Consider the following 12,926-nt stretch of genomic DNA (forward strand, 5'->3'; position numbering starts at 1 on the left):
TCATCATGGTCAACCTGCCCCGCGATCGTATGGATCAAGTCGTCAAGCGTTTCGAGATGCTCGAAGCGCAGATGTCGGCTGGCCCGGCGCCGGATGCCTATGTACGGATGGCGTCCGAATATGCCGACATCCAGAACATGGTGGCCAAGGTCAGGGCACTGCGCTTGGCCGAGCATGAGCAGGCCGACCTCAAAGCCATGCTTGCCGACAAGGGCACCGATGCCGAGATGCGGGCGCTTGCCGAGGCCGACCTGCCGGAGGTCGAGGAACGCATCGAGGCGCTGCAGAGGGACATCCAGATCCTGCTGTTGCCCAAGGATGCCGCCGACGACAAGAACGCCATTCTCGAAATTCGTGCCGGAACCGGCGGCGATGAGGCCGCCCTTTTCGCCGGCGATCTGTTTCGCATGTATGAGCGCTACGCTGCCGAACGTGGCTGGCGTTTCGAGACGGCTTCGGCCAGTGAAGGCGATGCCGGCGGCTACAAGGAAATCATCGCCACGGTGTCGGGCAAGGGCGTCTTTGCGCATCTGAAATTCGAATCCGGCGTGCACCGCGTGCAGCGCGTGCCGGCGACCGAGGCGAGCGGGCGCATCCACACGTCGGCGGCAACCGTCGCAGTGCTGCCGGAAGCCGAAGAGGTCGACATCGACATCAGGGCCGAAGACATCCGCATCGACACGATGCGCGCCTCGGGTTCAGGCGGCCAGCACGTCAACACCACCGATTCGGCCGTTCGCATCACTCATTTGCCGACCGGCATCATGGTGGTGCAGGCGGAGAAGTCGCAGCATCAGAATCGGGCGAAGGCCATGCAGATCCTGCGCGCCCGGCTCTATGACCTGGGGCGCGGCAAGGCTGACGAGGAGCGTTCCGAATCGCGCAAGTCGCAGGTCGGTTCGGGCGACCGCTCGGAACGCATCCGCACCTATAATTTCCCGCAAGGCCGAGTCACCGACCATCGCATCAACCTGACGCTCTACAAGCTCGACCGGGTGATGATGGGCGAGCTCGACGAGATCATCAACGCGCTGATCGCCGATCACCAGTCGAAGCTGCTTGCCGACATCGGCATCGATGGCTGATCAACTGCCCGAGACGCTCGGGCCGCTGCTGCGGGAAGCGCAGGCTCGGCTTGCCGCTGCCGCTACCAATGATCCGGCGCTCGATGCGCGGCTGATCGTCGAGCATTTTTCCGGCACCACGCGTACGCAAGCCATCGCGGACCCCGAACGCAAGGTCGACGCTGATATTGTTGTCGAAATCGACGCCGCCTTGCGGCGCCGCGCCGGCGGTGAGCCGGTGCACCGCATCCTTGGCTATCGTGAATTCTACGGTTTGCGCCTGTCGCTGTCGCCGGAAACGCTGGAGCCGCGGCCGGATACCGAAACGCTGGTCGAGGCGGTGTTGCCCTTCGTCAAGGCAATCGCGGCGCGGGAGGGCGTATGCCGGATCCTCGATCTTGGCACCGGCACCGGCGCCATTGCGCTGGCGCTGCTCAGCGCCGTGCCGACAGCTACGGCCACCGGTGTCGATCTGTCCGCGGGCGCGCTGGCGACGGCGACCCGCAATGCCGGGCAGTTGGGCCTTGCAAGGCGGTTCACAGCGCTCCAGTCGGACTGGTTTGAAAAAGTTTCGGGCCGGTACCATGTAATTGCCGCAAACCCTCCCTATATACCCTCTGAAGACATAGGAAATCTGCAGGACGAAGTCCGCAATTTCGACCCGCGCTTGGCCTTGGATGGCGGCGCGGATGGTCTGAACCCCTATAGGATCATCGCCGCGGAGGCGGCGAGGTTTTTGGAAACTGAAGGCAGGATTGCGGTCGAGATCGGCCACACGCAGCACGATCAAGTCTCGAAGACATTCACAGTTGCCGGCTACGTGCCGGGTGGTGCTTTTCGGGATCTTGGCGGAAACGACAGGGTTCTTGTCTTTGAAAGGATAAAGCCTTGATGCAGTGCAAAAAAGCGCTTGGCAATGCCGGGGAATGCGGCTAGGGTCGCCTTAACCGGATGAGACGAAGCAGGCAGTGCTCTTAGCGATTCGGTTTTCCTTGGAAATAGCTGCCTTCTTGCGCAAACGATGCCCAAGCTTCGTGCGGGAATCGTCCGGCAAGTGATGTAACCGGAACAGGATGGCACGTGGCGCCAACGCAATTGATGCGGGCGAACGCCGGTGAAGAGACGAAGCGGCTGGCTGCATGAGCGCCTCCGTTCGTGAAGAGTTTTCGAAAATTTCAAGATGAAGAGAGTTTGATGAGGCCACAACAGCAGAACAGGCGCATGCGCGGTCGCAACAACAATGGCGGCGGCAGCAACAATAACAACAATAACAACAACAACCGCAAGGGGCCGAACCCCCTGACGCGCAACTACGAGAGCAATGGCCCGGACGTCAAGATCCGCGGTTCGGCTCAGCAGATCGCCGAAAAATACGCCACCCTTGCCCGCGACGCGCAAAGCTCCGGCGATCGGGTCATGGCGGAGAATTATCTCCAGCACGCCGAACATTACAATCGCATCATCGCGGCCGCGCAGGCGCAGATGCCGATCCAGAACACGCAGCAGAATCGCGATGATTTCGACGATGACGGCGACGAGGATCGCGACGATTTCGACAATGCCAGCAACAACAGCAATACCGTTTCCGATGCCCAGGTGCCGGTGATCAACCATGGCGCCGGCCCGCAGCCGGTCATCGAAGGCATGCCGGCCGAGGTTGCACTCAACCGGGAAGGTAGCCGCGACAATCGTGACAATAGCGGGCGTGACAATAGCGGGCGTGATAATAGCGGGCGTGACAATAGCGGGCGCAACAGTGGTGGCCGCGACAACAGTGGCGCACGCCATCGCGATCGTCGCCCCAATGGCGGTTACGGTCAGCGGGATTATTCATCGTCCGCCGAGCAAGGTGGTCAGCCCCGGAGCAACGAGGCTCCGGTTCAGGCCGAAACCGCTTCGCCGACCGAGTCCATTGCGGCGGCCGAACCTGCTCCGTTGTTCGAGAACCTTTCGCCGGCGGGTCTTGCCGCCCGGGCCGAGCTCAATGAGGCGGCTGCCGAAAGCGGTGCTGCCCGTCGCCCGAGGCGTCCGCGCCGTCCGCGCGTCAACGCCAATCAGGTCGAAGGCGGTGGCGACAGTGCCGAAGGCGGCGAGGTGACTGCGGCCCCGGCCGACAGCGGCAACGCCGAACCGGCCATTGTCGACATCGACAACTAATCGAACGACATTTCAACACATTGGGCGGCGGGGAGAAATCTCCGCCGTTTTTGTTTTGTGCCGCGATGGCATATTATGCGTTGACCGACATCAAGGCGTCTTGAGACAGCATGGCCTACGCACCATATCTCGGCTGAACAGGATCCGGCTCGAATGGGCGGATTCGTCACCGCAATCTGATCCGGTGCCGCAAAGCGGGCCGGTGATGGAAGGAGACAGATATGAACCTTGAGAAATACTCCGAGCGCGTGCGCGGCTTCATCCAGTCCGCGCAGACCATGGCGCTCTCCCGCAACCACCAGCAGTTCACGCCTGAACACATCCTGAAGGTGCTCGTCGACGATGACGAGGGCCTGGTCGCATCGCTGATCGAGCGCGCCGGCGGCAACGTCCGCGACGTCAAGCTTGGCGTCGAGACGGCGCTCGAGGCGATGCCCAAGGTTGAGGGCGGCAACGGTCAGCTCTATCTGGCGCAGCCGCTGGCAAAAGTGTTCTCGACCGCCGAGGAACTGGCCAAGAAGGCCGGCGACAGTTTTGTCACCGTCGAGCGGCTGCTGCAGGCGCTCGCCATGGAGAAATCGGCCAAGACCGCCGACATCCTGGCCAAGGCCAGCGTCACCGCGCAGGCGCTCAACCAGGTCATCAACGACGTCCGCAAGGGCCGCACCGCCGATTCAGCGAGTGCCGAACAGGGCTACGACGCGCTGAAGAAATATGCGCGCGACCTGACCGCTGATGGGCGTGCCGGCAAGCTCGATCCCGTGATTGGCCGTGACGACGAGATCCGACGCACCATCCAGGTGCTGTCGCGCCGCACCAAGAACAATCCGGTGCTGATCGGTGAACCGGGCGTCGGCAAGACAGCGATCGCCGAAGGCCTGGCGCTGCGCATCGTCAATGGCGACGTGCCGGAATCGCTGAAGGACAAGCAATTGATGGCGCTCGACATGGGCGCGCTGATTGCCGGCGCCAAATACCGCGGCGAGTTCGAGGAGCGGCTGAAGGCCGTGCTCTCCGAAGTCACCTCGGCCAGCGGCAACATCATCCTGTTCATCGACGAGATGCATACGCTGGTCGGCGCCGGAAAGGCGGATGGCGCCATGGATGCGTCGAACTTGTTGAAGCCCGCGCTTGCGCGCGGTGAACTGCACTGTGTCGGCGCCACCACGCTCGACGAGTACCGCAAGCATGTCGAGAAAGATGCAGCCCTTGCCCGCCGCTTCCAGCCGGTGTTCGTCGATGAGCCGACGGTGGAAGACACCGTTTCAATCCTGCGCGGCCTGAAGGAAAAATACGAGCAGCACCACAAGGTGCGTATCTCGGATTCGGCGCTGGTGGCGGCGGCGACGCTGTCCAACCGCTACATCGCCGACCGCTTCCTGCCGGACAAGGCGATCGACCTCGTCGACGAAGCCGCATCGCGGCTGCGCATGCAGGTCGATTCCAAGCCCGAAGCACTGGACGAGATCGATCGCCGCATCATGCAGCTCAAGATCGAGCGCGAAGCGCTGAAGGTCGAGACGGACGATGCCTCGAAGGACCGGCTCGCCCGCCTGGAAAAGGAACTCGTCGGCCTCGAAGAGGAATCGACCGAGATCACCGCCAAGTGGCAGGCCGAGAAGCAGAAGCTCGGGCTCGCCGCGGACCTCAAGAAGCAGCTCGACGAGGCGCGCAACGACCTTGCCATTGCCCAGCGCAAGGGTGAGTTCCAGCGCGCCGGCGAGCTGGCTTATGGCAAGATCCCGGAACTGGAAAAGAAGCTGAAGCAGGCCGAGGCCCAGGACGGCAAGGTCGGCATGGTCGAAGAGGTGGTCACCCCCGACCACGTCGCCCATATCGTCTCGCGCTGGACCGGCATTCCGGTCGACAAGATGCTGCAGGGCGAGCGCGACAAGCTGCTGCGCATGGAAGACGAGATCGGCAAGCGCGTCGTCGGCCAGGGCGAAGCGGTTCAGTCCGTCTCGAAGGCCGTGCGTCGGGCGCGTGCCGGCTTGCAGGATCCGAACCGGCCGATCGGCTCGTTCATGTTCCTCGGACCGACGGGTGTCGGCAAGACCGAACTGACCAAGGCGCTGGCGAACTTCCTGTTCGACGACGAAAGCGCGATGGTGCGCATCGACATGTCGGAGTTCATGGAGAAGCACTCGGTTGCCCGGCTGATCGGCGCGCCTCCCGGCTATGTCGGCTATGAGGAAGGCGGCGCGCTGACCGAAGCGGTGCGGCGGCGGCCTTATCAGGTCGTGCTGTTCGACGAGATCGAAAAGGCACATCCCGATGTCTTCAACGTGCTGTTGCAGGTGCTCGACGACGGCCGCCTGACCGATGGCCAGGGCCGCACCGTCGACTTCCGCAACACGCTGATCATCATGACCTCGAACCTCGGTGCTGAATATCTCGTCAATCTCGGCGAGGACCAGGATGTCGATGTGGTTCGCGACGAGGTGATGAATGTCGTCAGGGCATCGTTCCGGCCGGAGTTCCTCAACCGCGTCGACGAGGTGATCCTGTTCCACCGGCTGCGCCGGCAGGATATGGGCCGCATCGTCGAGATCCAGCTCAAGCGGTTGGAGAGCCTGCTTGTCGACCGCAAGATCACGCTGTCGCTGGATCAGGAGGCGATCGACTGGCTGGCAGCCAAGGGTTACGACCCGGCCTATGGCGCGCGGCCGCTGAAGCGAGTGATGCAGAAGGAGTTGCAGGATCCTCTGGCGGAGAAGGTCCTGCTTGGCGACATTCTCGACGGCTCGACCGTCAAGGTGACAGCCGGTTCAGACCGGCTGAACTTCCGCTCGAAGCCGACGATCGTCGCGGCGGAAGCGGCAGCCTGATCCAACGCCGCGCGTTCATCCTGGACGCGCGGCTTTTTTCATATAAACGGGGGCGGGGATGACGCTGGACGACTATAACGACTTCTGCGCTTCCTTGCCGTCGGCGACCCATGTCGTCCAGTGGGGCGGTGCCCATGTCTGGAAGGTCGGCGCCAAGGTCTTTGCGATCGGCGGCTGGGGCCAGGGTGGCCAACTCTTCGTGACCTTCAAATGCTCCGATATCGCCTATGATGTGCTCAAGGAGCGGCCGGGTCTGCGGCCCGCGCCCTATCTTGCGTCGCGCGGCATGACATGGATCCAGCGTCAGACAAGCCAGAGCATGGATGATAGTGCGCTGAAGGACTATCTGCGCGAGAGCCATCGTCTTGTCGCCCTGAAGCTGACCAAGCAGGCGCGCAAGGAATTGGGTCTTGCCGCAAGCTAGATAATATTCGCCGATGCGCCGGAAACCGCCATCTTCATGCCCGGTTCATATTGGAACCATATGGTGATTGACTGGTTTGCTGGCGAAGGGGTTCGCCTTACAGGGACACTGCCGGGCGGCGGCAATTACGGACCGGAGAGCTTCGCCACCATGCTGCGCACGATCTTCACCCTCTCGGCACTTGCCGGCGGGTTTTTGTCTGCCAATGCCGTCGCTGCCCCGACGCAGGACAGCGCACCACCGATTGTCCGCGCCATCAACGACGGTGCCATCCTGCTCGCACAGGACGGCAATCTGGACATCTACTACGACGCCAGGGGCAACCGCGTCATTGTCGACGCCGAAACCGGCAAGGTCATCGCCATTCAGCCGCCGAAGTCGCGACTCGATCGCCGCGCGCTGCGTCGCGAGACACGGTTGCGCGAACTGGGCCGCGTCCCCGATGACAATGATCGCTATTATCTCGACAATCCGGAAGATATGGCGCGGTTCCGCCGCAAGCAACTGGAAGAGGAAGGCCGGGTCATCCCGCCGCCGGCCGACGAATACGATCCTAACGGTGACAATTCCGTGGAAGTCTATCCGCCGGCGCCGCAGGACGATGGCAGCTACGACAACAATTTTCCCGATGCACCCCAGCCGGCAGAGCCGCAAATCATAACGCGTCAGCCGCTGGACGAGGCCTCGATAGACCCTGGTCAGCCTGCGGCACCGACCGAACAGACCATGCCCGAGGATCAGGCGGCACTGCCGCCGAAGATCGGCGGCAAGACCATCGAGCCGTCGCTTTCGCTGGGAGCGCGCGAGGACGTCGCAGCGCTGCAGGTGCTGCTCGACCGGGGTGGCGCTTCGCCTGGCGTCATCGACGGGCGATTCGGTTCGAATGTCGACAAGGCACTCGCCGCCTACAACCAGATCACCGGAAGCAATCTGCGATCGACCGATGCTGTCGGCATCCAGTCAGCACTGGCGCAATCCGGCGGCGACGCTTTCGCCAACTACACGATCACGCCGGAGGATGCGGCCGGCCCGTATGTCGCCTCGATCCCGGAAGACTACAGCCAAAAGGCGCAGCTCGATCGCATGGGCTATACGTCTGTGACCGAAGCGCTGGCGGAGCGCTTCCACATGGACGAGAATTATCTCAAGGCGCTCAATCCGGACGTCAACTTCAATCGCCCCGGCACGATCATCAAAGTCGCCAATTTCGGCAGGCTGGTCTCGACGCCGGTGGCCCGCATCGTCGCCGACAAGGACAAGAAAGAGGTTTTCGCCTATGATGCCGGCGGCAAGCTGGTGGCAGCCTATCCCGCCACCATCGGCTCGTCGGATACGCCGTCACCGTCCGGCACGCATGCGGTATCGCGCGTCGCGCTCGATCCGAACTACACCTACAACCCCAGCATCAATTTCAAGCAGGGTCAAAACAACAAGATCCTGACCATTCCGCCAGGCCCGAACGGTCCTGTCGGCTCGGTTTGGATCGCGCTGGACAAGCCGACCTACGGCATTCATGGTACACCCGACCCCTCGAAGATCGGCAAGACTGAAAGCCATGGCTGCGTGCGCCTGACCAACTGGGATGCGCGTGAGCTGGCCAAACTGGTTTCGCCGGGTGTGACGGTTGAGTTTGTCGGCGGGCCTTCAGCCGATGATTTTGCGCAGCAGTGAACTCCGAAGTGCGGCGGCATAGATCAGCTGCACGACCAGGATGAAGCCGATGCCGAGCAATGCATTGACGAACGACAATGCGGCGCCGATCGCCCACAGGATTTGCGCCTTGACGATGCGCAGATAGACCGTGCGTTTCGTTTCCGCGTCGACACCCTCTGCCAGGAAGCCGTTTTTCTCCGCATAGCGCCAGCTGGCGAACAGGGTGACGCCGAGCATCAGCAGATTGAGCCAGTAGACCAGCACGGCGGTTCTGAACTCGAGGAAGTCAGCCAGAAGGTCGGTCGAGAACGGCAACAAGGCGATGAAGGCGAGAAAGCAGAGGTTCAACGTCGCAAGCCGTCGGTCGGATCTGGCGATCAGGCCATGCTGTGCCTGCTGGCCGAACCAGAAGATGGTCAGCGTCAGGAAACTCAAGGCGTAGGTCAGGAAGCGTGGCGCCAGTGCTACCATCGCGGCAAGCAGTTCGCCTTCTGAATGGATCGCCTCGTGCGCCGGCACCCTGATTTCGAGGACAATCAAGGTGAGTGCGATGGCGAACACCCCGTCGGTGATGCCGACGATACGGCCACGTCCCTCCGCCGATGCTTCAAGTGGCCGCTTCATCGATTTCTCCCCGTTGCAATTTGCAGGAAACCTAACATGGCTGCCGCCGTTTGCATCAGAGCAGGCGCAATCCCGGCAATGTGGCTGGGTTCAACGACAGCAAGCCGCTGGCCGGTTGTTGCCATTACACCCGAAGTCTAAGCAAGGTTCCATGCATTCACCAAGTGCCGCCGCCGCCGTCCCCCTGACCAGTCCGGTCACGAATGGAACCTTCTGCCCGCAAGCGCAGCGGCGATTTGTGCTGATCGCGGCAATCCTGGCCTCGGCGCTCGGCTTCATCGACGGTTCGATCCTTGCCATCGCCATGCCGGCGATCCGCGTCAACCTCGGCGCCAGCCTGGCGCAAGCGCAGTGGATTTCCAATGCCTATGCGTTGACGCTGTCGGCGCTGATCCTTGCCGGGGGTGCCGCCGGTGACCGATTCGGGCTGCGCCGCGCCTTCGTGGCGGGCATTGCGCTGTTCATTGCCGCTTCGCTTGCCTGTGCGCTGGCGCCGAATGCAATTGTGCTGATCGCATTTCGCGCCGTGCAGGGCATTGGTGCGGCCATCATGGTGCCGGGTAGCCTAGCCATCATTGCCAAGGCCTACCCGAAAAAGGAACGCGGCCGCGCCATCGGCATCTGGGCGGCGGCTTCGGCGCTGACCACGGCACTTGGCCCGGTGTTCGGCGGCTTCGTACTGTCGGCTTTCGGCGACGGCATCTGGCGGGCGATCTTCGCCATCAACCTGCCGCTCGGCCTTATCTCGATCTATCTCCTGCTGGCCAAGGTTCCAGCCGATGCGGCCACGGAAAAACGCAGCCTGGACCTCGGCGGTGCCGCACTCGCGACATTGGCCTTCGGTGCGCTCGCCTACGGGCTGACCTCGATGAGCGCCAGCGGTGAGGGCCACATGGCCGGGCCGAGCATTGCCGCCGGCGTCGTATTGCTGGCTGTCTTCATCGTCTTCGAACTTCGGCAGCGCGAGCCGATGATCGACCTCAGCCTGTTTCGCGTCGGCGCTTTCGCCGGCGCCAATGTCGCGACGTTTTTCCTCTATTTCGCGCTGTCGGCCAATCTTTTCTATCTGCCGATGTTGCTGATAGCCGGCTGGGGGCTGAGTACGGCCGAGGTCGGCTTCATCTTCTTGCCGCTGTCGGCATTGATCGCACTCCTGTCGGGACCGGTCGGCCAGCTGTCGGACCGGATCGGCCCGCGTTTTCCGATCGCCTGCGGCAGCCTCGTCGTGGCTTTCGCCTTCGCCGGACTTGCCTTGCTCGCCCATGCCGGCATCCACAATTTCTGGACGGGGACATTTCCGCTGATGGCGCTGATGGGGCTCGGCATGGCGCTGGTCGTATCGCCTTTGTCGACCGCGATCATGACGGCGGTTGAAGACAAGGATACGGGTGCGGCCTCCGGCATCAACAATGCCGTCTCGCGAATCGGCGGTCTGATCGCGGTGGCGGCGATGGGCTCGCTTGCCGCTTGGGTCTACGCGCACGCGCTGGATGGCAATGCAACGCCCGGCGTGCCTGGCTTTGGCGAGCCGGCGACGGTTGGCCTTGCGCCCGCCGTCGATGCGGCAAGGCTCGCCGCGAGCGACGCCGCGTTTGCCGCCGTCTCTGCGGTGACGGCGCTGCTTTGCCTGCTTTCGGCCGTCATCGCCTGGACGACCATTTCCGGGCAACCGCTGCCATGGCCACGGGGTGCAGAAAATCCGCAAGGCTGAGAAATTCAGCAAGGTTGGACCGACGGATCAACCGTCGATCTTGGCACTCGCAACCTTCAGCGAATCACTGTCTTCCTGCTTCAGCAGATCGTCGATGCGCTCGCGCTCGCGCTTGAAGGCGACGAGGTCGTCGCCCTTCAACACCTTGCCGACCGGCAGCCGGACGCGCATCGAATCGACTTTGGTGCCGTTGACGATCAGCTCGTAGTGGAGGTGCGGACCGGTGGAGAGACCGGTCTGGCCGAGATAACCAATGATCTGGCCCTGGCGCACGCGTACGCCGGGTTCGATGCCTTTGGCAAAGGCGCTCTGGTGATTGTATGACGTCTCGTAGCCGTTGGCATGGCGCAGGATGATCTGCTTGCCATAGCCGCCGGCCCAGCCCGCCTTCTCGACGACACCATTGCCAGCGGCGATGATCGGCGATCCGATGGGAGCGGCCCAATCTGTGCCGGTGTGCATGCGGACATAGCCGAGGATCGGATGTTTGCGGGCACCAAATCCGGAGGTAAATCTACCATTGGGCAGCGGGTTGCGCAGCAGGAACTGCTCGGCGCTCGAGCCGTTCTCGTCGAAATAGTCGGTGCTGCCGTCCTGCATCTGGAAACGGTAGAAGTTGCGCGTCTGGCCGCCGAACGTCGCCGAGACGTAGAGAAGCTCGGAGCTGTCCGAGGTCTGGTCGTCGCCATCGGGCTGCGAAAACAGCACTTCGATGCGGTCGGCGGGGTTGAGCCGGGACTGGAAGTCGACGCCAGACGCCAGCAGCTTGATCAGCTGCTTGGTCATCGCCTTGGACATGCCGTAGGAATAGGCGGTGCGGTAGATGCCGTCATAAATGTTGGGCAAGTTGCCGCGCACCACCACCGGAGCCGACGAATCATCGAAGGCAGTCAGCAATTCCGGATTCGGATCGGGTTCCTGCGCGGGCACATACTGGCCGCGATCGTCGAGCGCGATGGTGACGATGTGCTGTGTCCTGTCGTAGACGCTGGTGCGCACGACCTTGGCGGCATCGCCGCGAACCTCAAGCCCGACACGCAGCACGGTTCCGGCCTTGAGCGCTGTCGCGTTCAACAGCTTGGCGATGGCTTCGGCCATGCCGGTGGCGTCTTCGCCCGTGTAGCCCGAATCAGCAAAAGCCTCAGTGACGTCGAGATCCTTGGTGAAGGGGATGATCTCCTCGGCGAAAGCCGGCGCCTGGTCGTCGGCGGCGGCGCGCGGTGCCACCGAGACGTTCTCCGGCACGATCTTGACGTCATAGGAGCCTGCCATGCTCTCGGCAAAGGCTTCGCCGAACCGCTGCGGGTCGACATAGTGGAGTGAAGCAACCTGCACGGCGCCATCGCTGAGGTCGGTGCCGGCTTCGCGCACCACTTTTTCCACCTCGTCGGCGGACAGGTCGCTCTTTTCGTCAAAGGAAGCCGTCTCGATCGGGAAATCGACGGTCTTCAGGCTCATCTCGCTTTCGACCTTGGCGCCGTAGATCTGACCAGAGGCGGCCGAGGCTGTCGCGGGCTGAGCACTGTCGTCGCTGTCGTCGCCGAACACCTGCATCGGATCGAAGGGCGGGTAGGCGCGGCTGGTGGTGTGGCCCGCGCCAAGCGCCATCTTGATCTGCACGAAAGGCATGGTGTGGATGACGTCACGGTCGCCGACCTTGGTCACCATCGACACTTCCATGCGGCGACGGTCCTTGGCCTTGGCGATCTGACGCGGCGCCACCAGCCTTGTGGTCTTGGCGATTTCGCCGGAATCGCCGTTGCCGGCAAGATTGATCAACTCGGCGATCTCGGGTGGGGTGGCCAGCTGCTGGCGGCCGTCAAGGGCGGCGAACAGCGCGACGCCCATCAGTACGCTCGAGGTCACGCCGGTGAGGAAGGTTCCTGAAAGCCAGCGCGCAGAAACCTCGCGCCGGTCGGGCGGGCCGCTGCGGCCGTCCGCGATAAGCGGCGGCTCATTGCCGAGTTCGGCTATGACATCTTCCGTGTCTGGCATCCAGAAAGGCTGCTTCTTCCCCGGGCGGAACGGCTTGTCGCTTTTGTTGTGGCCGTGACATTTGCCTGTCATGGCAGGTGAAGTCAACGAAGCGCCAGGCTCCGACCGAATTCCCCCCAAGCACTTCTCTTATAGAGCGCTCTATCGGAAGGGGCGGTGTACCTTCCCTGCAAGGCTCGCCGCGCGCTCCTCTATGAGGCCCTCAAAAGAGGCGCCGCTCCATCGCGCGGCGCCGCTTTCGTCGGGTTTGGTGTCGAACGGCAATGCGGCGGCAATAGGGCTCTTTCGTCGGTGTCCAACCCGTACGGTCCACGTTCCCTTGGGGCAGTCGGCTACCAACAGACCGGGCCCGAGATTTCTGTCGCAAAAAGTTCAAAAACTTTGAGATCGCTGTTGACAGTTCTCGTTGGTGGCGACTATATACGCCTCACGAACGAGGGCGGCTCGCCGCTGGCGACGAAGAAGTTTGC

9 protein-coding genes are annotated in these 12,926 nt (G+C 62.7%); 7 read left to right on the forward strand and 2 right to left on the reverse strand.

Annotation, left to right across the window (positions count from 1 at the left end; genetic code table 11):
• The first annotated feature begins 5 nt into the window (after window positions 1-5).
• From prfA to NKJ01_RS11510, 6 genes are all read left to right on the forward strand, one after another.
• The gene (gene prfA, locus NKJ01_RS11485; RefSeq protein WP_352727991.1) at window positions 6-1,085 is read left to right on the forward strand and encodes a peptide chain release factor 1; all 1,080 of its coding nucleotides are present in this window, start codon (window positions 6-8) and stop codon (window positions 1,083-1,085) included.
• On the forward strand, window positions 1,078-1,956 hold the full coding sequence (gene prmC / locus NKJ01_RS11490) for a peptide chain release factor N(5)-glutamine methyltransferase (protein ID WP_352727993.1): 879 nt from the start codon (window positions 1,078-1,080) through the stop codon (window positions 1,954-1,956). The genes prfA and prmC overlap by 8 nt, the downstream gene beginning before the upstream one ends.
• Before the next feature lie 302 nt (window positions 1,957-2,258).
• A complete protein-coding gene (locus NKJ01_RS11495) occupies window positions 2,259-3,221 on the forward strand; it encodes a DUF4167 domain-containing protein (RefSeq protein ID WP_352727995.1) in 963 nt (320 codons plus the stop codon).
• Between the two features lie 221 nt (window positions 3,222-3,442).
• Window positions 3,443-6,049, forward strand: a complete 2,607-nt coding sequence (gene clpB / locus NKJ01_RS11500) for an ATP-dependent chaperone ClpB (protein ID WP_352727997.1) — start codon at window positions 3,443-3,445, stop codon at window positions 6,047-6,049.
• 58 nt (window positions 6,050-6,107) lie between these two features.
• Window positions 6,108-6,473: an MmcQ/YjbR family DNA-binding protein gene (locus NKJ01_RS11505; RefSeq protein WP_352727999.1), complete on the forward strand. Its 366-nt coding sequence runs from the start codon at window positions 6,108-6,110 to the stop codon at window positions 6,471-6,473.
• A 150-nt stretch (window positions 6,474-6,623) separates the two neighbouring features.
• Window positions 6,624-8,144: a L,D-transpeptidase family protein gene (locus tag NKJ01_RS11510; protein ID WP_352728019.1), complete on the forward strand. Its 1,521-nt coding sequence runs from the start codon at window positions 6,624-6,626 to the stop codon at window positions 8,142-8,144.
• On the opposite strand, the gene NKJ01_RS11515 is transcribed toward NKJ01_RS11510, so the two are convergent.
• On the reverse strand, window positions 8,118-8,750 hold the full coding sequence (locus NKJ01_RS11515; protein WP_352728001.1) for a TMEM175 family protein: 633 nt from the start codon (window positions 8,748-8,750) through the stop codon (window positions 8,118-8,120). The two genes, NKJ01_RS11510 and NKJ01_RS11515, sit on opposite strands and share 27 nt — an antisense overlap.
• A 151-nt stretch (window positions 8,751-8,901) precedes the next feature.
• Here NKJ01_RS11515 and NKJ01_RS11520 point away from each other — a divergent pair, with 151 nt between their 5' ends.
• A complete protein-coding gene (locus NKJ01_RS11520) occupies window positions 8,902-10,461 on the forward strand; it encodes an MFS transporter (protein ID WP_352728003.1) in 1,560 nt (519 codons plus the stop codon).
• Between the two features lie 27 nt (window positions 10,462-10,488).
• Here the strand turns inward: NKJ01_RS11520 and NKJ01_RS11525 are convergent, their stop codons facing one another.
• The gene (locus tag NKJ01_RS11525) at window positions 10,489-12,456 is read right to left on the reverse strand and encodes a M23 family metallopeptidase (protein WP_352728005.1); all 1,968 of its coding nucleotides are present in this window, start codon (window positions 12,454-12,456) and stop codon (window positions 10,489-10,491) included.
• Window positions 12,457-12,926 lie beyond the last annotated feature (470 nt).

It is taken from the genome of Mesorhizobium sp. M0276, assembly GCF_040321755.1.
Lineage (GTDB): Bacteria > Pseudomonadota > Alphaproteobacteria > Rhizobiales > Rhizobiaceae > Mesorhizobium.

Coding starts and splice junctions, on each gene's coding strand:
- prfA (WP_352727991.1), top strand. CDS start 6: ATGGTCAACCTGCCCCGCGATCGTATGGATCAAGTCGTCAAGCGTTTC.
- prmC (WP_352727993.1), top strand. CDS start 1,078: ATGGCTGATCAACTGCCCGAGACGCTCGGGCCGCTGCTGCGGGAAGCG.
- NKJ01_RS11495 (WP_352727995.1), top strand. CDS start 2,259: ATGAGGCCACAACAGCAGAACAGGCGCATGCGCGGTCGCAACAACAAT.
- clpB (WP_352727997.1), top strand. CDS start 3,443: ATGAACCTTGAGAAATACTCCGAGCGCGTGCGCGGCTTCATCCAGTCC.
- NKJ01_RS11505 (WP_352727999.1), top strand. CDS start 6,108: ATGACGCTGGACGACTATAACGACTTCTGCGCTTCCTTGCCGTCGGCG.
- NKJ01_RS11510 (WP_352728019.1), top strand. CDS start 6,624: ATGCTGCGCACGATCTTCACCCTCTCGGCACTTGCCGGCGGGTTTTTG.
- NKJ01_RS11515 (WP_352728001.1), bottom strand. CDS start 8,750: ATGAAGCGGCCACTTGAAGCATCGGCGGAGGGACGTGGCCGTATCGTC.
- NKJ01_RS11520 (WP_352728003.1), top strand. CDS start 8,902: ATGCATTCACCAAGTGCCGCCGCCGCCGTCCCCCTGACCAGTCCGGTC.
- NKJ01_RS11525 (WP_352728005.1), bottom strand. CDS start 12,456: ATGCCAGACACGGAAGATGTCATAGCCGAACTCGGCAATGAGCCGCCG.